At 68.8% G+C, this 22,555-nt stretch carries 23 protein-coding genes and 1 tRNA gene; 9 read left to right on the forward strand and 15 right to left on the reverse strand.

Annotation, left to right across the window (positions count from 1 at the left end; genetic code table 11):
• Positions 1-1,610, forward strand: a 1,610-nt coding sequence (locus Q8Q88_RS12645; RefSeq protein ID WP_305675545.1) for an AAA family ATPase, incomplete at its 5' end; no start/stop codon positions are given.
• Between the two features lie 61 nt (positions 1,611-1,671).
• Here the strand turns inward: Q8Q88_RS12645 and Q8Q88_RS12650 are convergent.
• Positions 1,672-2,109, reverse strand: a complete 438-nt coding sequence (locus tag Q8Q88_RS12650; RefSeq protein WP_305675546.1) for an HIT family protein — start codon at positions 2,107-2,109, stop codon at positions 1,672-1,674.
• 60 nt (positions 2,110-2,169) lie between these two features.
• On the opposite strand from Q8Q88_RS12650, the gene Q8Q88_RS12655 reads away from it, so the two are divergent.
• Positions 2,170-2,733: a DUF4287 domain-containing protein gene (locus Q8Q88_RS12655; RefSeq protein ID WP_305675547.1), complete on the forward strand. Its 564-nt coding sequence runs from the start codon at positions 2,170-2,172 to the stop codon at positions 2,731-2,733.
• Positions 2,734-2,883: 150 nt separating this feature from the next.
• Here the strand turns inward: Q8Q88_RS12655 and Q8Q88_RS12660 are convergent, their stop codons facing one another.
• The 4 genes from Q8Q88_RS12660 to Q8Q88_RS12675 form a co-directional block, all read right to left on the reverse strand.
• Entirely contained in the window at positions 2,884-4,047 is a 1,164-nt protein-coding gene (locus tag Q8Q88_RS12660; RefSeq protein WP_305675548.1) for a GNAT family N-acetyltransferase, read from the reverse strand.
• A complete protein-coding gene (locus Q8Q88_RS12665) occupies positions 4,044-4,790 on the reverse strand; it encodes a glycerophosphodiester phosphodiesterase (protein WP_305675549.1) in 747 nt (248 codons plus the stop codon). The genes Q8Q88_RS12660 and Q8Q88_RS12665 overlap by 4 nt, the downstream gene beginning before the upstream one ends.
• Positions 4,787-5,248 carry a RidA family protein gene (locus Q8Q88_RS12670; RefSeq protein WP_305675550.1) on the reverse strand — a complete coding sequence of 154 codons (462 nt, stop codon included), beginning with the start codon at positions 5,246-5,248 and terminating at the stop codon, positions 4,787-4,789. Before Q8Q88_RS12670 ends, Q8Q88_RS12665 begins: the two co-directional genes overlap by 4 nt.
• Before the next feature lie 122 nt (positions 5,249-5,370).
• Positions 5,371-5,805, reverse strand: coding sequence for a phasin family protein (locus tag Q8Q88_RS12675; RefSeq protein WP_305675551.1), 435 nt, complete (start codon positions 5,803-5,805; stop codon positions 5,371-5,373).
• Between the two features lie 300 nt (positions 5,806-6,105).
• Here Q8Q88_RS12675 and Q8Q88_RS12680 point away from each other — a divergent pair, with 300 nt between their 5' ends.
• On the forward strand, positions 6,106-7,422 hold the full coding sequence (locus Q8Q88_RS12680; protein ID WP_305675552.1) for a D-alanyl-D-alanine carboxypeptidase: 1,317 nt from the start codon (positions 6,106-6,108) through the stop codon (positions 7,420-7,422).
• A 154-nt stretch (positions 7,423-7,576) separates the two neighbouring features.
• Here the strand turns inward: Q8Q88_RS12680 and Q8Q88_RS12685 are convergent, their stop codons facing one another.
• Entirely contained in the window at positions 7,577-7,996 is a 420-nt protein-coding gene (locus Q8Q88_RS12685; protein ID WP_305675553.1) for a DnaJ domain-containing protein, read from the reverse strand.
• A gap of 1 nt (position 7,997) precedes the next feature.
• Positions 7,998-8,816, reverse strand: a complete 819-nt coding sequence (locus tag Q8Q88_RS12690; protein WP_305675554.1) for a division plane positioning ATPase MipZ — start codon at positions 8,814-8,816, stop codon at positions 7,998-8,000.
• Between the two features lie 153 nt (positions 8,817-8,969).
• On the opposite strand from Q8Q88_RS12690, the gene panC reads away from it, so the two are divergent.
• Both panC and Q8Q88_RS12700 read left to right on the forward strand, forming a co-directional pair.
• Positions 8,970-9,824, forward strand: coding sequence for a pantoate--beta-alanine ligase (gene panC / locus Q8Q88_RS12695; protein WP_305675555.1), 855 nt, complete (start codon positions 8,970-8,972; stop codon positions 9,822-9,824).
• A 68-nt stretch (positions 9,825-9,892) separates the two neighbouring features.
• Entirely contained in the window at positions 9,893-11,530 is a 1,638-nt protein-coding gene (locus Q8Q88_RS12700; RefSeq protein ID WP_305675556.1) for an NAD(P)/FAD-dependent oxidoreductase, read from the forward strand.
• 3 nt (positions 11,531-11,533) lie between these two features.
• On the opposite strand, the gene Q8Q88_RS12705 is transcribed toward Q8Q88_RS12700, so the two are convergent.
• Complete coding sequence (locus Q8Q88_RS12705; protein WP_254836904.1) at positions 11,534-11,935, reverse strand: DUF1489 domain-containing protein; 402 nt, start codon at positions 11,933-11,935, stop codon at positions 11,534-11,536.
• A 6-nt stretch (positions 11,936-11,941) separates the two neighbouring features.
• On the reverse strand, positions 11,942-12,778 hold the full coding sequence (locus Q8Q88_RS12710; RefSeq protein ID WP_305675557.1) for an enoyl-CoA hydratase-related protein: 837 nt from the start codon (positions 12,776-12,778) through the stop codon (positions 11,942-11,944).
• A gap of 96 nt (positions 12,779-12,874) precedes the next feature.
• Here Q8Q88_RS12710 and Q8Q88_RS12715 point away from each other — a divergent pair, with 96 nt between their 5' ends.
• Complete coding sequence (locus Q8Q88_RS12715) at positions 12,875-14,629, forward strand: patatin-like phospholipase family protein (RefSeq protein WP_305675558.1); 1,755 nt, start codon at positions 12,875-12,877, stop codon at positions 14,627-14,629.
• Between the two features lie 221 nt (positions 14,630-14,850).
• Here the strand turns inward: Q8Q88_RS12715 and Q8Q88_RS12720 are convergent, their stop codons facing one another.
• On the reverse strand, positions 14,851-15,597 hold the full coding sequence (locus Q8Q88_RS12720) for an anti-sigma factor (RefSeq protein ID WP_305675559.1): 747 nt from the start codon (positions 15,595-15,597) through the stop codon (positions 14,851-14,853).
• Entirely contained in the window at positions 15,594-16,094 is a 501-nt protein-coding gene (locus Q8Q88_RS12725) for an RNA polymerase sigma factor (RefSeq protein WP_305675560.1), read from the reverse strand. The genes Q8Q88_RS12720 and Q8Q88_RS12725 overlap by 4 nt, the downstream gene beginning before the upstream one ends.
• Before the next feature lie 90 nt (positions 16,095-16,184).
• Here Q8Q88_RS12725 and Q8Q88_RS12730 point away from each other — a divergent pair, with 90 nt between their 5' ends.
• The 3 genes from Q8Q88_RS12730 (at position 16,185) to Q8Q88_RS12740 (ending at position 19,189) form a co-directional block, all read left to right on the forward strand.
• Complete coding sequence (locus Q8Q88_RS12730; RefSeq protein WP_305675561.1) at positions 16,185-17,576, forward strand: S8 family serine peptidase; 1,392 nt, start codon at positions 16,185-16,187, stop codon at positions 17,574-17,576.
• Positions 17,577-17,666: 90 nt separating this feature from the next.
• On the forward strand, positions 17,667-18,209 hold the full coding sequence (locus tag Q8Q88_RS12735) for a hypothetical protein (protein WP_305675562.1): 543 nt from the start codon (positions 17,667-17,669) through the stop codon (positions 18,207-18,209).
• 173 nt (positions 18,210-18,382) lie between these two features.
• Positions 18,383-19,189 (forward strand): helix-turn-helix domain-containing protein, encoded by an 807-nt coding sequence (locus tag Q8Q88_RS12740; RefSeq protein ID WP_305675563.1) that lies wholly within the window; start codon positions 18,383-18,385, stop codon positions 19,187-19,189.
• On the opposite strand, the gene Q8Q88_RS12745 is transcribed toward Q8Q88_RS12740, so the two are convergent.
• The 4 genes from Q8Q88_RS12745 to Q8Q88_RS12760 form a co-directional block, all read right to left on the reverse strand.
• A complete protein-coding gene (locus tag Q8Q88_RS12745; RefSeq protein ID WP_305675564.1) occupies positions 19,186-19,599 on the reverse strand; it encodes a DUF3574 domain-containing protein in 414 nt (137 codons plus the stop codon). The two genes, Q8Q88_RS12740 and Q8Q88_RS12745, sit on opposite strands and share 4 nt — an antisense overlap.
• 48 nt (positions 19,600-19,647) lie before the next feature.
• Positions 19,648-20,904 (reverse strand): glycoside hydrolase family protein, encoded by a 1,257-nt coding sequence (locus Q8Q88_RS12750; protein ID WP_371129858.1) that lies wholly within the window; start codon positions 20,902-20,904, stop codon positions 19,648-19,650.
• A 59-nt stretch (positions 20,905-20,963) separates the two neighbouring features.
• Positions 20,964-22,394, reverse strand: a complete 1,431-nt coding sequence (mgtE, locus tag Q8Q88_RS12755; protein ID WP_305675565.1) for a magnesium transporter — start codon at positions 22,392-22,394, stop codon at positions 20,964-20,966.
• Between the two features lie 63 nt (positions 22,395-22,457).
• Positions 22,458-22,542, reverse strand: a tRNA-Leu gene (locus Q8Q88_RS12760).
• Between the last annotated feature and the right edge of the window lie 13 nt (positions 22,543-22,555).

The following is a 22,555-nucleotide window of genomic DNA, read 5'->3' on the forward strand; positions in this document are numbered from 1 at the left end:
ACCAGGTCCCCGAGGTCCTGGCCGGCGCGACCATCTTCTCGCTCGACATGGGCTCGCTGCTGGCGGGCACCCGCTATCGCGGCGACTTCGAAGAGCGCGTGAAGCAGGTGGTCAAGGAACTGGAGAACCATCCCGACGCCATCCTGTTCATCGACGAGATCCACACGGTGATCGGCGCGGGCGCGACCAGCGGCGGGGCCATGGACGCCTCCAACCTGCTGAAGCCGGCGCTCGCCTCGGGCACGCTGCGATGCATGGGCTCGACGACCTACAAGGAGTTCCGCCAGCACTTCGAGAAGGACCGGGCCCTGGTCCGCCCGTTCCAGAAGATCGACGTCAACGAGCCGACGATCGAGGACACCATCAAGATTCTCAAGGGCCTGAAGACCTACTACGAGGAGTTCCACAAGCTCCGGTACACCAACGACGCCATCAAGGCGGCGGTGGAGCTGTCGGCCAAGTACATCACCGACCGCAAGCTGCCGGACAAGGCCATCGACATCATCGATGAGGCCGGCGCCGGCCAGATGCTGCTGCCCGAGGCCAAGCGGAAGAAGATCATCGGCCTGAAGGAAGTCGAGGCGGTGGTCGCCAAGATCGCCCGCATCCCGCCGAAGTCGGTCTCCAAGACCGATACCGAGGCGCTGAAGCAGCTCAACGACGACCTGAAGCGCGCGGTCTACGGCCAGGACGAGGCCATCGCCCAGCTGTCGGCGGCCATGAAGATGGCCCGCGCCGGCCTGCGCGACGCCAACAAGCCGATCGGCTGCTACCTCTTCTCGGGCCCCACCGGCACCGGCAAGACGGAAACCGCCCGTCAGCTGGCCTCGACCATGGGCATCGAGCTCCTGCGCTTCGACATGAGCGAGTACATGGAGCGCCACACGGTCAGTCGCCTGATCGGCGCCCCTCCCGGCTATGTCGGTTTCGACCAGGGCGGCCTGCTCACCGACGCCGTCGACCAGCATCCCCACTCGGTGGTGCTGCTCGACGAGATCGAGAAGGCTCACCCGGACGTCTTCAACATCCTGCTGCAGGTCATGGACCACGGCGTCCTCACCGACGCTAACGGCAAGAAGGTCGACTTCCGCAACGTGGTCCTGATCATGACCACCAACGCCGGCGCCTCCGACGCCCAGCGCAACTCCATCGGCTTTGGCCGTGGCAAGCAGGACGACGAGGTCGACGAGGCCCTGAAGCGCCTGTTCACCCCGGAGTTCCGCAACCGTCTGGACGCCGTGGTGCCCTTCAAGGCGCTCACCCAGGACATCATCCGCCAGGTGGTGCAGAAGTTCGTCATGCAGCTGGAGGCCCAACTGGCCGACCGCCACGTCACGATCGAGACCACCGAGGAAGCGGCCGACTGGCTGGCCAAGAACGGCTTCGACGAGCTCTACGGCGCCCGGCCCCTGGCCCGGGTCATCCAGGAGCACATCAAGAAGCCCCTGGCCGACGAGATTCTGTTCGGAAAGCTGGTCAAGGGCGGACACGTCAAGGTGGTGCTCAAGGACGCCAAGCTGGCCTTCGAGATCGAGGGCGACGACCGCGTCCCCGGCGCCCCCATCATCGAGGGCCCGACCGAGGAAACCGCCGAGGCCTTGGCCGACTAGGGCTTCATCTCAACTTTCGACGAGAACCCCAGGCTTCGCCTGGGGTTTTTCGTTTGTGGACCTAGGCGATCTTGGCCGCGATCTGCTCGGCCAGGGTTTTCAGCTCCACGGGATCGGCCATGCCGCCCTCCCCGTGGCGGCCCAGCGGCACGCCTTCCCAGCGCGGGATGATGTGGAAGTGCAGGTGGTAGATAGTCTGGCCAGACGCCGCGCCGTTGAACTGGCTGACCATGATTCCGTCGGGATTGAGCGCCGCGCGCACCGCCCGCGTCACCCGCTGGACGCCCAGGATGAGAGGCTGCAGCACCTGGGGGTCTTCCTCCAACAGGTTGCGCGCCGCGGAATGCTTGGGAATCACCAGGGTGTGGCCCCTGGCCTGGGGGAAGACGTCCATGAAGGCGAAGGTCTCGCCGTCTTCGAACACTTTGGCGCAGGGCGCCTCGCCGCGCAGGATTTTCGCGAAGATGTTGCCGTCGTCGTAGGTCCCGTCCAGGCTCATGATCCGCGCTCCGTGGTGCTCAAGGGAGCGTGGTAGCAAATCGCGCGCGGAGGCGGAACGATGGCCCTGACCGAACGCCAGCAGAAGTGGTTCGCCTCCGTCCAGGCGAGCCTGGAACGCGACACCGGCAAGTCCCTGGACGAGTGGGTGGCCATCGCCCGCACCTGTCCGGAGACCAGGCCCAAGGCTCGCGCCGACTGGCTGCGCGAACACCATGGCCTGGGGATCAATCGCGCCTCGCACGTGCTTTCCGTCGCCTTCCCGTCCGGCGAAGGCTGGGATCAGCCCGACAAGCTGCGCGCCGCGCTCTGGACCGACTCCGCCTCTCTGAAGATCCTTGAGGCGGTGGCGGCCGCGGTGGGCGCCCTGCCCGACGTGGTCACCGGCCAGCGCAAGGGATTCACGGCGTTCTCGCGCAAGGTGCAGTTCGCTGCCGTCCGTCCGCTGAAGGGCGGTCTGGCGGTGTTGGGCCTGGCGCTCACGCCCGACGCCGATCCGCGCCTGGACCCGCCGAAGAACGAGAGCTGGTCCGAGCGGCTGAAGGCCAAGCTGGTGCTGGACTTCCCCGAGCAAGTGGACGAGCGGGTGGCGGAGCTGCTTAGGCAGGCCTGGGAGAGGTCGTAGCAGTTCATCTGAAGTGTCATCCCGCGCTTATCCGGGACCCATAGACACCCGATGGTTCAAGGCGCGGCTCGGCCTCGCCATGTTCGGCGTCCCCGGCGTCTATAGGTCCCGGTCTTGCTTCGCAAACCGGGATGACAGCCGTTGGGGAATCTAGCTGCCCTGGCGGAACGGCGAAAACTCCTCCGCCAGCCATTCCATTTCCCCGCCCACCGCCTCGCGTTCGCGGCGCACGAAGTCCTCCACCGGCCCGCGCAGCATGGGATCGGCGATGTAGTGGGCGGAATAGACGGGGCTGGGAAGATATCCGCGGGCGATCTTGTGCTGGCCCTGGGCGCCGGCCTCGACGCGAGCAAGGCCATGGTCGATGGCCCATTCGATGGCCTGGTAGTAGCAGAGCTCGAAATGCAGGAAGGGCACGTCCTCGACACAGCCCCAGTTGCGGCCGTAGAGGCAGTCGCCGCCGATCAGGTTGAGCGCGCCGGCGATCCAGCGCCCGTTGCGCCTCGCCATCACCAGCAGCACCCGGTCCGCCATCCGCTCGCCCAGCAGGGAGAAGAACAACCGGTTGAGATAGGGCCGGCCCCATTTGCGCGAGCCGGTGTCCATGTAGAAGCCGAAAAAGGCGTCCCAGTGGTCCTCGGTGATCTCGGCCCCGGTGAGCGCCAGGACCTCCACCTCCGCCTGGGCGTCGCGCCGTTCGCGACGGATGGTCTTGCGCCGGCCTGACGACAAGGCGCCCAGGAAGCCCTCGAAGTCGGCGTAGCCGCGATTCTCCCAATGGTATTGCTGGCCCTGGCGCAGGGAGAGCCCCTGCCCCGCCATCCACTCGCCCTCGGCCTTGGTCGGGAAGTTCACATGCAGGGACGAGGCGTCATAGCGCTCGCAAAGCGCCAGCGCGCCGCCCAGCAGGATCGGCCAGGCCTCCAGCGGATCCACGTCCGGCCGCACCAGCAGCCTGGGCCCCGTGGCCGGGGTGAAGGGCGCGGCCGAGACCAGCTTGGGGTAGTAGCGCCCGCCGGCCCGCTCATAGGCGTCGGCCCAGGCGTGGTCGAAGACATATTCGCCCTGGCTGTGGGACTTCAAGTAGAGCGGCATGACCGCGGCGACCCTGCCCGCCTCGTCCTCCACCGATAGGTGGTGCGGCCCCCACCCCGCCCGCTCCAGGGCGCAGCCGGATTCCTCGGCGATGTCAAGGAAGTCGAAGGCCATGAAGGGATTGGCGTTGTAGGCCGGGTTGGTGGCGCAGGCCTCCCACGACTCACGCCCGATCTCCGCGATCCGGCGGCTGACCTTCACCGCCGCCTTCAGGCTCACGCGGCGAAGCCCTCGAAGATCAGGTTGTCGCAGTGGGGCTTGATGGCCTCCCACTGGTCGGGATCACGCACCGTCCAGGCCACCACCGGCATGCCCTTGTCGCGGAAGGCCGCGGCGCGCGGGTCGTCGACCATGTCCAGGCTGAGCGCCAGGAAGTGCGGCCGAGCGATGGCCACATGCTCCAGCCGGGCGAAGGCCTCGCGCTGTTCCTCGGCCAGGTGCGGCGCACGCTTGTAGTTGTAGCTGTCCAGGCCCCGCAGCACGCCGGGGAATCGGTCGGCGAACCAGGCGTGGGAATAGGGATTGAACCCGATCACGCAGACCGGGCCCACGTGGTCGATGAGGATGTCATGCACCCGCTGTTCCAACGGGCCGACCTCGCCGAACGGTGTCTTCAACTCCACATGCACCATGGCCCGCTGGCCGACGATCGCCAGGGTGTCCATAAGGGTCGGGATCGGCTCGTCGGTTCCCTTCAGTCGAAGTTCGGCCAGGTCGGCGGCGGTGCGGTCGCGCACCCGCCCCTTGGCTCCCGTCATCCGCTCCAGATCATCGTCGTGGAAGACCATGGCCTCGCCGTCGGCCGAGAGCTGAACGTCCAGTTCGATGCCGTAGCCGGCTTTGCAGGCCGCCTGGAAGGCGCCCAGCGAGTTCTCTGGCGCGCCGTTCTTGGTCCAGAGGCCGCGATGGGCCACCGGCGGGTGGAACAGGAAGTCCCAGGCCTCGCCGAACTGTGTGTTCACGCGACCTCCACCACCGCGTCGACCTCGACGGCGAAGTTCATCGGCAGGCGATAGACCCCGACGGCGGAGCGGGCGTGCTTGCCGGCGTCGCCGAAGGCCGCGACCATCACGTCGGAACAGCCGTTCACCACCTGCGGGATATCGAAGAAGGTCGGGCCGGCCTGGACGAAGCCGCCCAGCTTGACCACCCGCACCACCCGGTCGAGGTCGCCGTCGCACGCGGCCTTCATCTGGGCCAGCAGGTTGATCCCACAGAGCCGCGCCGCAGCCTTGGCGGTCTCGGCGTCCACGTCCTCGCCGACGATCCCGCGCACGCCGCCCGAGGCGTCGACCGAGACCTGGCCGGAGATATGGACGATCGAACCTGCCCGAACGAACGGCACATAGTTGGCGACCGGGGGATTGGGCTGCGGCAGGACGATGCCGGCGGCGGCGAGGCGTGCTTCGACTTGAGACATGGGTGAAGGTCTAGCGCCCGGCCCCTTCCCGGAAAAGAGAAAAGGCCCACGCCGTTTCCGGCGTGGGCCTCTTCAGGGTCAGCCGCGCTAGTACGCAGCGCGGCTGAGGGAGACTCTAGATCTTAGCGGGCGGCTTGCAGGCGTTCGACGGCGGCGGTCACGCGCTCGTTCAGCGGCTTCATGCTGTCCTTCACCGAAGCCGAGACAATCTCGGACATCTTGCCCACTTCGGCCATGTAGGCTTCGAGAGCGGTCTTGGCGAAGGAGGTCTGCAGTTCGACCACTTCCTGGATGGACTTGGCGCCCGACAGCGACTTGGCGGCGGCCACCTGGTCTTCCACGGCCTTCTTGGAATAGGCCATGGCCTGGGCGCCCAGGGCTTCAGCGCCCTTGGTCGAGGCGGTCACCGAGGCGATGACGGCTTCCAGGTTCTTCTTGGAATGGGCGTTGACTTCGTTCAGCGAAGCCAGGGACTTCTCGACGGCGTCCTTGAACGCGACGTTGCCGGCGGTGGTGAACTGCTCGACAGTGTTCTTGACGGTTTCGGCGGCGGCCATGGGATATTCTCCTGAGGTCGATTGTGGGGGGCGGCGGACGCCGCAATGCAAACTGGGCAGGGGGCTGCTTTGAACTCGCAGCCTATTTCTCATGTTGCAGTGCAGCAGTCAAGAGCTTTTTGTGCAGTGCAGCATCGCCTTCTGCGCGAGCGATCACGGCAGTGTTGATCGGCAAAACCGCGACAAATGGGCTCGTTCAACGCTTGTTTACCCTCGCGCAAGGTCCACCCTGTCATGCTAGGGTTCTTGTAAGGCGGCCGGGGGGTCGCCCAACCCTTTGATTCGACGGACGAACCGCCCATGTTCGAGCGCGCCCGCCGCCTGTTTGTCGCCCTTGGTCTCGCGGTCGCCACCGCGTTCGCACCCTTGGCCACGACCGCGCAGGCTCAAATCCCCTACCTGTCGCTGCCTTCCAGCCAGCCGAAGTACGCGGCGGTGGTGGTCGACGCCAAGACCGGGGAGGTGTTGTACGCCAAACGCGCGGACAGCCCGCGGTATCCCGCCTCGATCACAAAAGTGATGACGCTTTACCTGGCCTTCGAGGCGCTCGCCTCAGGCCGGCTGAAGCTGGACGACCCGGTCATGATCTCGCCGCGCGCCGCGGCCCAGGCGCCGACCAAGCTAGGCCTGGCCGCGGGCCAGACCCTGACTGTTGAAGAAGCCATGTCGGCCATGGCCACCAAGTCGGCCAACGACATCGCCGTGGCCCTGGCCGAAAAGCTGGGCGGCTCGGAAGCCCGTTTCGCCGCCATGATGACCCTGCGCGCCCAGGAGCTGGGAATGCAGAACACCCGCTTCGTCAACGCCTCGGGCCTGCCCGACAGCCGCCAGATCTCCACCGCCCGCGATATCGCCATCCTGTCGCGCGCCGTGATGCGCGACTATCCGCAGTACTACGGCCTGTTCAGCACCAGGTCGTTCAGCTTCCGCGGCGTCTCGATGCGCAACCACAACGGCATGCTCAACACCATGCCGGGCGTGGATGGGATCAAGACCGGCTACACCAACGCCTCGGGCTTCAACATCGCGGTCTCGGCGGTGCGCAACAACCGCCGCCTGATCACCGTGGTCCTGGGCGCCCCCTCCACAGCCTGGCGCAACAACAACGCCACCCAGCTGCTGACCACCGGCTTTGAGGTCATGGCCCGCCGTGATCGCGGCGAGAACATCACCGTGGCGCAGAACTATTTCGAGCCGCCGCCGCTCGGCCAAACCATGCAGCGCAGCATCGAGCAGGGCGACAACGACACCGAAGGCGCGAAGATCATGCTCGCCTCGGCCGCGTCCAGCGCCTCGGCTTCCAAGGTCAAGATCGTCGAGCCGTCCAAGAGCGCCCTGCGTGGCGACAAGAAGGACAGCGACAAGAAAGCCTCGAAGAAGTCGGGCAAGTGGGCCGTCCAGGTCGGCGCCTTCAAATCCAAGTCCGACGCCAAGGAACAGCTGACCTTCGTCACCAAACGCTTCGGCAAGATCTTCGGCGACGCCGACGGCTCGGTCGGCAAGGGCGGCGGCAAGTACCAGGCCCGGTTCACCGGATTCAACGAATCGGCCGCCAAGGGCGCCTGCCAGGCCCTCAAGGCCAAGCGCCTGGCCTGCATGGTCGTCCGGCCGGCCTAGAGCCGCCCTAGTTGCTCCCCCTTTGGGAGAGCTGTCGGCCGGTTGGCCGACTGAGGGCGACTTTGACTCTTGTCTGGGGACTTCAACCCCCTCCACCGCTTCGCGGTCCCCCTCCCCCAAATCGCGCTGCGCGCTGGGGGAGGACCTGAGGAATCTACTTCTTCAGAAGCCTGTCCCGTGCGGCGTTGAGCTGCGCGGCCAGGCCGCTGGTGCCGCCCTTGTCGGGGTGGGCCATGCGCATCAGCCGCGTATAGGCCGCCTGGATCTCCTCGGCAGACGCGTCGGGCGAGACCCCCAGGATCGAGCGGGCCTCCGAATCGCTGAGCTTGCCTGCGAGCGACGGGACGCCAAGGCCGGTCCGGCGGGTCGAGACGGCCAGCCACAGGCCCATGACCACCAGCACGATCGACTTGCCCCAGCCGCCCCGCACGCCGACATAGGCGGCCGCGGCGAAACAGGCGAGCGCCAGCACCCCGGCGAGAAACCGCCATTCCCGACGCTTTAAGACGGGCTTCCCTCGGCTGGCCCAGATGAACAGCGCCAGCGCCGCGCAGCCGATGGCGATATAGGTCATCCTATTGGGCGGCCAGCAGCTCGTCGCCCGAGGTCAGCCCCAGGGAGCCCATCAGCGCCCGCAGCTCCTGGCGCGCGGCCACGTGCTGCAGCGACATGGCCACCGGCCGGATGGTCGGCGATAGGTCGGCGATGGTCAGGCCGAAGGGGAAGAGCTCACGATAGATCACCCGGTCGCGCAGGCCCGGGCCGACGCGAAAGCCGACGCGGCGCGACAGGGCCTGGACCCGTTCGTCCAGCCGCTTGCGGTTGCGCGCCTCGGTGGGCGCCAAGCGGTTGCGCAGCACCACCCAGTCGATCGACTTGCCGCTGGCGGCGGCCTTGACCTTGCGGCTGTTCCAGACGGTCTCGGAATAGAGGCTGGGGCGCTTCAGATCGAGGGTCACCGGATCGACGATGCCCAGCATGTCGAAGTCCACGAAGCTGTCGTTCATCGGCGTGACGATCAGGTCGGCCAGGCCGTGGGCGGCGCGGCTGATCGCCGTGTCGCCGCCGGGGGTGTCGATCAGCACATAGTCAGCCTGGTTCGACACCTTTTCGAAGGCGTCCTCGAAGTGGGCCATGGCCTCGGCGTCGGGGACGCGGGCGAGTTCGGCGGCCAGGTGGTGCTCAACCGGCATCGGCGCGCTGACGCCGTTGGCCGCCAGCCAGGCGGCGCGGTGGGCGAAGAAGTGGCCCATGGACTGTTGGCGCAGGTCCAGGTCCAGGATCGCCACGCGACCCCCGCCATGCAGCAGCCCCGTCGCGAGATGGATCGCGATGGTGGACTTGCCCGCCCCGCCCTTCTCGTTGCCGACGACGATCACCTTGGCCTGCGCCATCGAACCCCAGCTCCAGTTGATTCTAGAGGTTAACAGGAGCCTCAGGCCCGACGCGGCGTCAACGCGCGGTTGGTCGCGGGCTGTGGATGGAATGGACGTTCGTGGCCCGGCGCGCCATAAGCCGCCTCTCCCATCGCCCCCGGAGCCCCTCCCATGACCGCCATCGCCACCGTCCGCACCGTCGCCGACCTGCGCGCCGCCGTGGCCGCCTGGAAGCGGTCGGGCGAGCGGGTGGCCATGGTCCCGACCATGGGCGCCCTGCATGAAGGGCATCTCTCGCTGGTGGCCCTGGCCAGGACCAAGGCCGAGCGGGTGGTGGCCTCGATCTTCGTCAATCCGACCCAGTTCGGCCCCAATGAGGACTTCGACGCCTATCCCCGCGGCGAGGCGCGCGACGCCGAGCTGCTGTCCGCCGCCGGCTGCGACCTGCTGTTCGCCCCCACGGTGGCCCAGATGTACGCCCCAGGTTTCTCCACCAGGATCGACGTCACTGGGGTGTCCGAGCCCCTCGACGGCGCGGCCCGGCCCGGCCATTTCGGCGGCGTCGCCCTCATCGTCGCCAAGCTGTTGATCCAGTGCGGTCCCGGCGTGGCGGTGTTCGGCGAGAAGGACTACCAGCAGCTCCAGGTCATCAAGCGCCTGGTCGCCGACCTGGACATCCCGGTCGAGGTGATCGGCGCACCGACGGCCCGCGCCGCCGACGGCCTGGCCCTCTCCTCCCGCAACGCCTACCTGACCGCGGCCGAGCGCGAGATCGCCCCGGCCCTGGCCGCCGCCCTCACCGAAGCCGGCCGCCGCCTCCGCGCCGGCGAAAGCGTCGAGCGGGTCGAGGCCACGGGCTTGGCCGCCTTGGAACGCGCCGGCTTCCAGAAGATCGACTATTTCGAGGTCCGCCGCCCCGCCGACCTGTCGCGCCTGGGCCCCGGCCCCATCGAGGGCGAGGCCCGCATCCTGGCCGCCGCCCACCTGGGCAAGACCAGGCTGATCGACAACATGGCTGTCGACTGACGGCGTTCGTTTTTCTCAGCACGGTCAAAAAGTCGCGCTAACGTGGCGGTCTCACGGGAGCGACCGTCATGTCCGCCACACCCTCCTCCGATACGCATTCTTTGGGCACGGTCGACGCCGTCGTCGTCGGCGCCGGCTTCTCCGGCCTCTACATGCTGCACAAGCTGCGCGAACTGGGCCTGTCGGCACGGCTGTTCGAGGCGGCGAGCGGAGTTGGCGGCACCTGGTGGTGGAACCGCTATCCCGGCGCCCGAGTCGATATCGAGAGCATGGAATATTCCTATTCCTTCTCCGAGGAGCTGGAGGCCGAATGGGAGTGGAGCGAGCGTTACGCCACCCAGCCCGAACTCCTGGCCTATCTCGACCACGTGGCCGAACGCTTCGACTTGAAGCGCGACATCCAGTTCGACACCCGCGTCACCGCCGCCAGCTTCGACGAGACCGTCAATCGCTGGATGGTCGAGACCGATCGTGGCCACCGGGTCTCCGCCCGCTATTGCGTGATGGCCACCGGCTGCCTGTCAGTGGCCAATGTCCCGGACTTCCCGGGCCTGGAGAGCTTCACGGGCAAGACCTATCAGACCGGCTGCTGGCCCCATGAGGGCGTCGATTTCACCGGCCAGCGAGTGGGCGTGATCGGCACCGGGTCCTCGGCCATCCAGTCGATCCCGAGGATCGCCGAGCAGGCGGCCCACCTGTACGTCTTCCAGCGGACACCGAACTTCAGCGTGCCGGCCCATAACGGCCCCTTCGATCCCGCCTTCCTCGCCGACTGGAAGGCCAATCGCGCCCAGTATCGCCGGGAGGGCCGCGAGAACGGCTTCGGCATCCGGGCGCTGGACACCTCCGAGCAACTGGCCGTGGAGACCCCGCCTGAGGAGCGCCAACGGATCTATGAGGATCGCTGGGCGCGCGGCGGCTTCAGCCTGGTGGGCGCCTTCGCCGATCTGATCTTCGATCCGGCCGCCAACGCCACCGCCGCCGAGTTCGTAGGCTCCAAGATCCGCGAAATCGTCAAGGATCCGCAGGTCGCCGAAGCCCTGTTCCCTAAGTCCTATCCGATCGCCACCAAGCGCCTCTGCGTCGACACCGACTACTACGCCACCTTCAACCGCGACAACGTCACCCTGGTGGCCGTCGCCGCCGCCCCGATCGAGGCCGTCACGTCCGCGGGCCTGCGGACCACCGACGCCGAGTACGAGCTCGACTCCATCGTGTTCGCCATCGGTTTCGACGCCATGACCGGGGCGCTCAACAGCATCGACATCCGCGGGCGCGGCGGCGTGGCGCTGAAGGACCGCTGGGCCGAGGGGCCTCGCACCTATCTGGGACTGATGGTCGCGGGCTTCCCGAACCTGTTCATTGTCACCGGACCCGGCAGCCCCTCGGTGCTGTGCAACATGGCGGTGGCCATCGAACAGCATGTTGGCTGGATCGCCGATTGCATCGCCCATCTGAGCGGAGGCCAGCTCGCCGCCATCGAAGCCACCGACGAAGCCCAGGACGCCTGGGTCGCCCATGTTAATGAGGTGGCGGAGATGACCCTCTATCCCCTGGCCAACTCCTGGTACATCGGGGCCAACGTCCCCGGAAAGCCGCACGTCTTCATGCCCTATATCGGCGGCTTCCCGGCCTATCGCGAGAAATGCGAACAGGTCGCCGCCGGCGGCTACGAGGGTTTCGCCCTGTCGTCGGCGGCGTCCTAGCGCCTACCAGGCCCCCGCTTCCCGCAGGCGCCGCGCCAGGTCGGTGGGGATGTCGCCGTCGGCGGCGTTGGCTAGGTCCGGCGGGGCGTCCTTGGGCTCAAGATAGCGCCAGCCCTGGAAGGCCCGGCGCGGGGTCGGGGCCACGCGGACCAGGTTCGGATCGACCGTCACCTCGCAGCGCGCCGTGACTCCCTCGCCCACCGTGGTCACCGCCAGGATCGGCTGGCGGCAGAGGATCACGCCGCGGAACACCCGATAGAGCGAGCCGCCGTCCAGCAGGTCGGCGGCTCGCTTGGGCGTTTGGCGGGTGCGCATGATCCAGGGCTCGCTCGGGTCCTTATGCCAGTCGAGCAGGTCCTGGATAGTGTCGCAGCCGACCACTAGCTTGATCAGGTGCAGGCTCACCGGGCGTCAGACCGCCCAGCTGGGCTTGCGCTTGGCGAGGAAGGCGCGGACGCCCTCCTGCCCTTCCTCGCCCACGCGGGCGCGGGCGATCCGCTTGGCGGTCTCCTCCATCACGTCCTCGACCGGGCGATAGGCGACATCGTCGACCAACTTCTTGGAGGCCTCGACCGCGCCGGGAGCGCAGGCCGTCATCTCGGCGGCGATGCGATCGCGCGCGGCGTCGAGGGCGGCGGCGTCGGCCACGACCTCGGTGACCAGGCCGATCTTGTCGGCATGGGCGGCGTCGAACACCCGGCCAGTGGCGAACAGACCCCGGGCCTGCCGCGGGCCGATGGCCTCCACCACATAGGGGCTGATGGTGGCGGCGATCAGGCCCAGGCGCACCTCGGAGAAGCTGAACTTGGCGTCCGCCGTGCAGACGGCCAGGTCGCAGGCCGCGGCGAGCCCCGCCCCACCGCCGAAGGCGCCGCCCTCGACCAGGGCCACCGTCAGGGCCGGCATGTCGCGCAGGCTCTTCAGCATCACGGCCATGGCGAGCGCATCCTCGCGGTTGTCGGACTCGCTCCTCTCGATGGCGTCGCGCATCCATTCCAGGTCGGCCCCGGCGCTGAACGTGCCGCCGGCTCCGCGCAGGAACACCACCCGCACGCCCTCGGCGCCCTGCAGGGTCTCGAAGGCCTCGTGCAGGGCGGCGATCAGGTGGTCGTCGAAGGCGTTGCGGCGCGCGGCGCGGTTCAGGGTCACGGTGGCGACACCCTCCGGCGTCGCCTCGATCAGGACGAGCCTGGAGGCCGCGTCGGTGTCGGGGACCTCGACCAGGGGGTCGGCGATGGGATTGGTCATGCTGCGCACTCCTATGGCGCTATTAGAACGCCGAACTGGGCGTGGAGATCAGGCCAAGCCATAGCGGGCGGCGGCGACGCAAGCTAGGCTCCCCGCGTGGCCAGACTGCCAGACATTCCGTCCGACTCGGCGCTGGCGCGCCTCTTCAATCAGGAGCGCGCTCAAGGCGACGCCACGTGGTTCTCCCTGCCCGGCGGGGCGACCCTCTACAAGGCCGGCGAACCGGCCGAACACCTCTATCTGGTGCGCGCCGGGAGGCTCGGCGCCTTTCGCCGCGACGATGGCGGCGAGACCCAATTCCTGGGGGTGATCCGCCCCGGTGAGCCGGCCGGGGAGATGTCGCTGATCGCCGGAGCGCCGCACTCGGCCCAGGTGGTGGCCCTGCGCGATTCCGAGATCTTCGCCCTGCCCCGCGACGCTTTCTTCGAGGCTTGCGACGCCGACGGCTCGGTGATGATCGAGCTGGCCAAGCTGATGATCCTGCGCTCGCGCCAGGCGGCCACCAAGGCGTCGGTGGGCGTGCCCTCGGTGTTCGGCTTCGTCTGCACGGGCGAACCCACGCCGCTGCGCGCCCTGGTGGACAAGATCGGCCGCGAAATCGGCCGGCTCGGCTATTCGGTCACCGTGGTCGGCGCCGAGGCCCAGCACGCCCCCACCGAATGGTTCTCCGAGGTCGAGCGCGACTACCAGGTGGTGCTCTATGTGGCCGAGGCCGACGATCAGGGCTGGCGCCAAGTGGTGGGCCGCCAGGTCGACCGGCTGTTCCGGGTCGGCAAGGGCGACACCGCGCCGCCGAAGGATGGGGTCGCCCCCGAACCGCTGCAGGCCCAGCGCCTGGTCGACCTGATCCTGATCCAGAAGAAGACCGCCCAAACGCCCAGGGGCTCCGAGGCCTGGATCGCCGCGGCCCAGCCCGCCCGCCTGTTCCACCTGCGCCGCGACAACAGCGAGGACATCAAGCGCATCGCCCGAGTGCTCACCGGGCAGTCGGTGGGCCTGGTGCTCTCGGGCGGTGGAGCGCGGGCCTACGCCCACGTGGGCGCGATCCAGGCCCTGCGCGAGCGCGGGGTGCCAATCGACTTCGTCGGCGGCTCATCCATGGGCGCGATCATCGGTGCGGGCCTGGCCCTGGGCTGGGGAAGCGAGGAGATGGACGTCCGCATCCGCGACGCCTTCGTCAACACCAGCCCCCTGGACGACATCGCCCTGCCCTTGCTGGCCATGACCCATGGGGGCAAGGTCAAGGAGCGCCTGGCCCAGCACTTCGGCGACACCCAGATCGCCGACCTGTGGCTGCCGTTCTTCTGCGTCTCCTCGGACCTGACCACCGGCACCTATCATCTGCACAAGAGCGGGCTGCTGCGCGACGCCCTGCGCGCCTCGATCGCCCTGCCGGGCGTCATGCCGCCGGCCACCACCGAGGACGACCACGTCCTGGTCGACGGGGCGGTGATGAAGAACTTCCCGGCCGACGTGATGCGCATGTCCCAGGTCGGCCCGATCGTCGGCGTCGATGTCAGCCGCGGCCGTTCGATCATGGCCGACGACGTGGCCCGCCCGGCCTCGGTCTGGCGTTGGCTCTGGTCAGGCGAGTGGCGCAAGGGCCCGCCCATCGTCTCCCTGCTGATGCGAGCCGCCACCGTTTCCACTGGACGCGACCTGGCCGCGGCGCGGGAGGCCACCGACGTGCTGGTTACGCCGGACGTGACCGGAGTCGAGATCCGCGACTGGTCCGCCTACGATCCCGCCGTGGCCGCCGGCTACAAGGCCACCCTCGAGGCGCTCGACAAACTCACCCGGCCCGTCACCGAGCTGCGTCAACGCGCAAGTGACCGGAACATTCGAAAGTGATGTTTGCGACTCGGGAATTCCGCCCCCATATTGGGGGTCCTGTTCAATCAGCTGAAAGGAGGTGACCAGTGTCTCATTGTCTTCATCCGCAAGTGGAAACCGCGACCTGGGCTTCCGCTTACGAGGTCTCCAAGTAAGCGACTGGGTTTCGGGACCGCGACGCGGTCCGACAATGGAAGGGCCGGCCCCGACAATGGGCCGGCCCTTCGCATGTCTGGAGGCTATTTCCAGCCGGCCTTGCGGGCGGCGATCTCCTGGGGCCGGTCGAGGGGTTCGCCCACGATCATGACGTCGACGGCTTCCAGCACCGCCGGCGGGGTCGCCGAGGCGGCCATCCGATAGTCGCCCCTCCCGCCCGGCGGCGCGGTGGGCGCATCGGCGGCCATTCGCACGCTCCAGCCCTGCTCGCGCCGACAAGCGACGCCGGCCGTCCGGTCGATCTGGAAGGTCCGGCAGGCCTGGCCGCCGCTGTCGCGGAAGCTGAACCCCACGTGCACCAGGCCCGCCTCGCCCGAGAGTTTACGGTCCAGGGCCACGGTCAGGGCCGCCGATGCGGGCTGACCCGCCCTGGGCGCGGTTTCGAAGGGCTTGGTCCGGATCATGCCGAAGGCCTGGGCCACGAGCAGCCCCACCACCAGGCATGCCGCCGCCGCGGCCCAGGCCGGCAACCGCGAAGGTTTCGCGGGCGCAGGCGCCACGGGCCCGCCGCGGGGTTTCTTGAAATCGAGCTTGATGATCTCGGCGCTACGGGCGCTGGCTTCCACAGCCTGGCGCAGCCGCTCGGGAACCGGCTCGGTGAGGACGTCGCCCAGGGCGCGGGCTGCGACAGCGCGCAGGTGGCTCTCGCGCACGATCCTGGCGCCCAGGGCCGGGTCGGCCGCCACGGCCGCGTCCACGGCGGCCACGCCTTCCGCGTCCAGTTCGCCGTCCACATAGCGGGCGATCATCTCGTCGGTGATCTTGCTCATGCCGCGCTCCCCTCGCCGCCCAGGCGGGCCAATATCGCATTGCGTCCCCGGACCAGGCGGCTGGTCAGGGTGCCTTCCGGGGTCTCCAACACCGAAGCGGCCTCTCGATAGGATAGCCCCTCGACCAGCACCAGGGCCACAGCCAGGCGTTGGTCTTCCGGCAAACGCATCAGTTCGCGCTCCACCTCGGCCACCTCCAGCCGCCGCTCGGCCCGCGCCGCGCCGTCATCGCCGATCCCAAGCCCGGCCGCCTCGGGGGCCAGCACGACATCGCGGCGCTTGCGGGCGCGGGTCTCGTCGATCCAAGCGTTCTTCATGATCCGAAACATCCAACTGTCCAGGCGCGTCCCGGGCGTCCACTGGTCTTCGCGCATCAAGGCCCGCTCCACGGTGATCTGCACCAGATCGTCGGCGTCGGACCTATCGCGGGTCAGGACCCGGCCGAAACGACGCAACCGTGGCAGCAGCTCGACCATTTCCTGCTGAAACGCGTTCAAGACTCGCCTCTGTCTAAGGATGGAACGTCCGCCGCACGGCGTTTCATCCCAAAAAGCGGACTTATGCCGCCGCCCATTTCGGATCGAACCATGACCGTACGCCAAACCCGAGTCCTGAAGACCTCAACGCGCCAGAACCGCATACGGCCATGGTTGGCTGGGGCCCTGGGCGCCATCGCGTTCTGCGCTCCTGCCCAGGGTCAGATCATCGGCGGCCTGCCGCTTCCGACCCAGGCCCTACCCTCCGCCGGCCTGCCCGACATCTCGGGCGTCCGGCCCCTGCCTCGGACCGATCGGCTGGCGGCGCCGGTCCGAGGCCTGACCACCCGGGTCCTGACCCAGGCGCGGAGGCTCGGCCTCGACGCCCTGGTGCGGGAGAATCCCACCCTGCTGGAGGTCGACGACCAAGGCGCGGCGGTGGTGCGCGGCGAGATCCTGGCGCTCTCGCCGTCCCCGGAGGCCCTGACGCGCCTACGGGCGGCCGGGTTCACGGGCGGGCGAGACCTGGACGCGGGCGAGCTCGACCTCGGGCTGACCGTGCTTGCCCCGACGTCTGGCCTGTCGGCCCGCCAGGCCGTGGCCGAGGCGAGGCGGCTTGATCCCGGCGGACAGTACGACTTCAACCATCTCTATTCCGACGCCGGCGGCGGTGCGGGACCCGCGCCGGCTCCCGCCAACCGATCCGCGCCGGCCGCGAACTCCATACGGGTCGGCCTGGTGGACGCCGGAGTGGACGCCCGCCACCCGGCCCTGCGCGGCGCCCGGGTCGAACAGCGTGGCTTCGCGCCGGGCGGGGTGCGCGCCCATGGCCACGGCCTGGCCACCGCCGCCCTTCTGGTCGGCCGGCAGGACCGGTTCCGCGGCGCGGCGCCGGGCGCGACCCTCTATGTGGCCGACGTTTATGGCAACACGCCGGTCGGTGGATCAGCCGACGCCCTGGTCCAGGGCCTGGCGTGGATGGCCCGGGCGCGGGTTGCGGTGATCAATGTCAGCCTGGTGGGCCCGCCCAACCTGGCTCTGCAGGCCGCCGTGCGGGCGCTGAACGCGCGCGGCCACTTGATCGTAGCGGCAGTGGGCAATGATGGCCCCGCCGCCCCGCCGCTCTATCCCGCCGCCTATCCGGGCGTCGTCGCGGTGACCGCCGTGGACGGCCGCCGCCGCATCCTGCCTGAGGCGGGCCGGCCAGCCCGTATCGACTTCGCCGCGCCAGGGGCCGACATGGCGGTTCCGGCCGTGGACGGCGGCTTCGTCGCGGTTCGCGGCACTTCCTTCGCGGCCCCGCTCGTGGCCGGAAGCCTGGCGGCCCTGCTCCCAGCGCCTGATCCGCGCAGCGCGGCGTGGGCGAGAGCCGCCCTCGCCGGTCGGGCGTTGGACCTGGGGCCTCCGGGACCCGACCGCACCTACGGCCAGGGCCTGGTGGGCTTCGATCTGGTGGCCCGCCCCAGCGCCGTCGCGGCCCGAGGCCTGCTGACCAGGCGCTGATTTTTTGCCTGAAGCCGGGATGAAACCGAAAGGCGTCGTCGTTGAACCCTGCGAGAGGCGGTCAAGGCCTCGAAACCGCAGGAGATCAACATGCGCAAGACCACACTTCTCGCCGCCATCGCCACGGCCAGCCTGGCCTTCGCCGGAGCGGCCAACGCCCAGTTGCTGGGCGGAACGCTCGGCGGGTCCGGCTCGGCCGTCGGCGGCGTCACCGGCGGCCTCGGCGGGCTGGGCGGGCTGACAGGCCAGGCCTCGGGCTCGCTGACCGGTTCGGGCGCCCTGCGCGGTGACACCAGCCAGCTGGGTTCGCGACTCGACGAGGCGCGTGACACCACCCGTTCGACCAAGCGGGCGGCGGCCCGCGCCGCCCGCGACGCCACCGCCCAGGCCGCGCGACAGGCTGAGGCGGCCGACGCTCAGGCCCAGGGGGGCCTCGGCGCGGCCCTGGACGCCTCGACCCGTGGTGTGGACGCCGGAGCCGGCGGCCAGGCCTCCGGCGGCGGCTCGACCTCGGCCTCCGACACGAACGCCACGGGCGACGCGCAGGCCTCGGGCGGCGCTTCGCGCCAAGGCGTCAAGGCCTCGGCCAGCGCCGACGGCTCGGCGCAGGGTGAGGTAAAGGGCCCTCGCTAGCCTAGCCCTGACGGATCGCTGAGGATCGCGGCGCGCAACTGGAGAGGCTCGCAAGAGTGCGCGACGTGGTCCTGCAGTGGAAAGGCCGCCGGGGGTTCCCTCGGCGGCCTTTCGCTTGGCTCATTACCTTCGAAGTCATGGAGCCCGGATCGCGGCCTCGCTATGGTCGCGGCATGAGCATGTCATCTGCAGCCGCGGTGGGCGACCACCTCCGGGAGTGGCGCCAGCGCCGCCGGTTGAGCCAACTCGATCTGGCCCTCGACGCCGATATCTCCACCCGCCACCTCAGCTTCCTCGAGACCGGCCGGGCCCAGCCCAGCCGCGACATGGTCCTGCGCCTGGCGGACCAGCTCGAAATTCCGCTTCGCGAGCGCAATGTGATCCTCGTCGCGGCCGGCTTCGCGCCGGTCTTCCCGCAGCGGCCCCTGGACGATCCGGCCCTGGCCGCCGCCCGCCGGGCCGTGGACATCATCCTCAAGGGCCACGAACCCTTCCCCGCCCTGGCCGTCGACCGTGGCTGGAACCTGATCAGCGCCAACCGCATGATCCCGTTGATGCTCGACGGGATCGATCCCGAGTTGTTGGCCGCGCCGACGAACGTCCTGCGCCTGACCCTTCACCCCAAGGGCCTGTCGTCGCGGGTGGCCAACCTGCACGAATGGCGCGCCCACCTGCTGGACCGCCTGCGCCGGGAGGTGGAACTGACCGCCGATCCGCGATTGAGCGAGCTGCTGACCGAGCTGAAGGCCTATCCGATCCCCGGCCGCCAACCGCGGCGTAAGGCCTCGGACGAATATGGCGGGGTGGCGATCCCCTTCCAGCTCAACACCCCGGCCGGGGTATTGTCGTTCTTCAGCACCACCACCGTGTTCGGCACGCCCGTGGACGTGACTTTGCAGGAACTGACCCTGGAGACCTTCTTCCCGGCCGACACGACCACCGCCGAGGCCCTGCGGGTCCTAGCCGGAACCTTGGGCTAGAACGCTACGCAGGCCGGCTGGGTGACCAGCATCACCGAGTCCTGGTGGAACTTGCGGACATAGGCCCGGCGCGCCTCGTTCAGCTTGCCGTCGGAATCGCCCTTTAGGGGCAGAACCAAGACGACCACCTTGGAGGCCTCGCGGATCATCCTGTTCTCGTCGCCTCTCCACTGGCCGCCGCCGTCAAGGACGGTGAGGCCTTCGGGGAAGCGCGGGGTCAGCTCCTGGTCCACGAAGGCGCGGAAGTCAGCCTCCGAGACGCCGGGCTTGTGGCCGATATTGCGGCCGAAAAAGAGCTGGGCTGTACGCATGGGCTCCTGGCCCACAGGACAGGCCGGACCGCTCAGGCTGGCGCAACCGCCGAGCGTCAACAGGGCCAAGCAGCAGGACAGGGGAAGGACGCGCGCCATGGGCGCAGCCCTAGCATGGTCCGGCGGCGATGCGGAACTGGCCCGTTACTATTGGTCGCGGTCGTCGTCCTCGGCGCCGATTTCGTCGTCGATCTCGTCCTCGAAGGCATCATCCGGCTCCACCTGCCCCAGACGGTCCAGCAGTTGGTAGACCGCCACGGCGAAGAGCCCGATGCCGATCACGCCGGCGATCCAGGCCAGAGTGTTCAGGTTGTTGACGCCGCTCAGGACGCCCCCGCTGAAGATCCCGATCCCGGCCACAGCCAGGATGGCGGGCGCCAACAGGGAGGGCTTGGCCCGGGCCTGGACCGGCGTCGGCGACGGGGCGTCGGCGGCGGCGGTCTCAACGACGGCTCCCGGCTCGGCTTCGACCGGCATCTCGGTCTCTGGCTCGGTCGCGGGCTCAGGTTCCGGCTCGGCGGGCGCCTCCACGAGATCATTGGCGACCGTCAGCGGGGGATCGAACAGGCTCGGTTCGGTTTCGTTGGCCGGCGCGGGCGTCGCCGGCGCGACGCGGTTCAGCGCCTCGCGGCTGAAGCCTTCCTCGGGCGGCGTGAGCACAAGGGCGTCTGGCGCCTCGGCCCCGGACGCCTCGGCGGGCTCAGGCTCGGCGAAGATGGTCGACAGGCGCGACGTGACCGCTTCGGCGGCGCTCAGGGCCGGGCTGGCCTCATCCTCGTCCGGCTCGACCGGGGCCGGCAGGACCTCGTCGCGCTCGATGAAGGTATGCTGGCCGTCCAGGGGAACGGTCAGGGCCGTGGGGACCTGGCGGGGTACGACGCCTTGCGAATCCATGTCCACATTGGGCGGCAGGATCGGCGTCGGCGCGGGCACGAAGCCACCCGGCGGGGTCAGGAACAGGGTCTTCTCGACAGACCGGCGGCGGACAAGGGCGTCGACCACGATCCGCTCACCGTCGAAATCGGCCTTGCGCCATAGCTCCATGGCGCAGGCGGCCTGCAGAAGTTGCCCTTCGTTCAGGCGGCGCAGGACCGAGGAGCGCTGGAAGTTCTCGACGCCGATATTGAAGGCGAAGGCGACCAGGGCGTCGAACTGGTTCTGGGTCAGCGGGGCGAAGACGTGCTCGTTCACCGCGTGGGCGACGGCGATCAGGTCGTAGAGCAGCAGGGCCTCGGCGTCGCTTTCCGAGACCTCGGCGCCTTCGCGGGCCGTCAGGGTGTGGCCATGGCCGATCGTCCAGCCGCCATTCGGAAGCTGGGCCGACTTGCGGCGATATCCTTCGAACCGCTCGATCAGATCGATCGCGGCGCGGGATATCCGATGACGCGGCTTCATGGTCGACATGACCCATCCTGACACAGGCGCCGAGGCGCTACCCCCTCAGCCGGCAAGATAAAGGCCGATCAGATCAGGATCAGCGCCGCCAGGCCCAGGAAGGCGAAGAAACCTGTGAAGTCTGTCGCGAAGGTGACGAAGACCGAGGACGAGACCGCGGGGTCGCGCCCCATCTTCTCGAGGGCCAAGGGCGCCAGGACGCCGGCCAAGGAGGCCACGAACAGGTTGATGACCAAGGCCAGGCCGAAGGTGACGCTGAGCAGGACATTGCCGAAAAGGGCGTAGACCACCCCGCCGGTGACCACGGCCAGAGCCGCGCCATTGGCCAGGCCGACCACCATCTCGCGGACGACGACCCGGTAGGCGTTGACGTCGGACAGCTCCTTGCTGGCGAGGGCGCGCACCGCCACCGCCAAGGCCTGGGTGCCGGCGTTGCCGCCCAGGGAAGCCACGATGGGCATCAGCACCGCCAGGGTCACCAGCTTGCCGATTTCGCCCTCGAAGGCGCGGATCACCCCGGCGGCCAGGGCGGCGGTGACGGTGTTGACCATCAGCCAGGGCAGCCGGGCGCGGATGATGTCCAGGATGTCGGCGTTGCGGCCGGCGTCGGACACGCCGGCCAGGGCCAGGATGTCCTCTTCGCTCTCGTCCTGGATGACGCCGACGATGTCGTCGACGGTGATCTGGCCCACCAGCCGCCCGCCCGGCTCCACCACGGGGGCCGAGATCAGGTGGTACTTGTCGAAGATGTAGGCCACCTCCTCCTGGTCCATACCGACCGGGATCTCGGTGACGGGCTCCATGATGCTCGCCAGCGGCGTGTCGCGCCGGGCGCGCAGCAGGTGGCTGACCGGACAGGCGCCCACCGGCCTGTAGCTGGGATCGACCACATAGACGTCGAAAAACAGCTCGGGCAGGTCGTCGGCTTCCTTGCGGAAGTGGTCGATGGTCTGGCCTACGGTCCAGAATTGCGGTGCGGCCACCACCTCGCGCTGCATCAGGCGCCCGGCGGTCTCGTCCTCGTAGGAGAGCGAGCTTTCGATGGCCGTCCGCTCGGTCTCTGGCATGGCCGCCAGGACCTGGGCGCGCTTGTCGTCCTCCAGGTCGTCGACCACGTCGGCGGCGTCGTCGGAATCGAGCTCCTCCAGCGCCTTGGCCAGGACCCCAGGCGAGACGGTCTCCAGGACCTCCTCGCGGATGTCGGTGTCGAGTTCCGAGAGGATCTCGGCCAGGGCCTCCGGCGCCAGGTGCGCCAGAATCTCCTCGCGGTAGTCGGCCGACAGGAAACCCATCAGGTCGGCCACGTCGGCCGGGTGCAGGGCGCCCAGCAGCTCGCGCAGGCGCTCGGCGTCGCCGCGATCGGCGGCGTCCACCACCATCGCGACGAAGTCCGGATTTAGGGCGTAGTCCTCGCCGAGCGCGAGGTCTTCCAGGTCTTCTTCCAGCTCAGGAGCGATGTCGTCACGGGCTTCGGACAGGTCGGCCGTTTCGCGGCTCATGCGGACCTCCCTGGACTTTAGGACTGACGGTTTGCTCTATGGCTGTTGAAGACCTTGATTCACTGGTGCGGTCGAGAAGACTCGAACTTCCACGGGTTGCCCCACAGCGACCTCAACGCTGCGCGTCTACCAATTCCGCCACGACCGCTCGTGGTGAGGCG

The sequence above is a fragment of the Phenylobacterium sp. genome (assembly GCF_030697925.1).
Classification (GTDB): domain Bacteria; phylum Pseudomonadota; class Alphaproteobacteria; order Caulobacterales; family Caulobacteraceae; genus Phenylobacterium.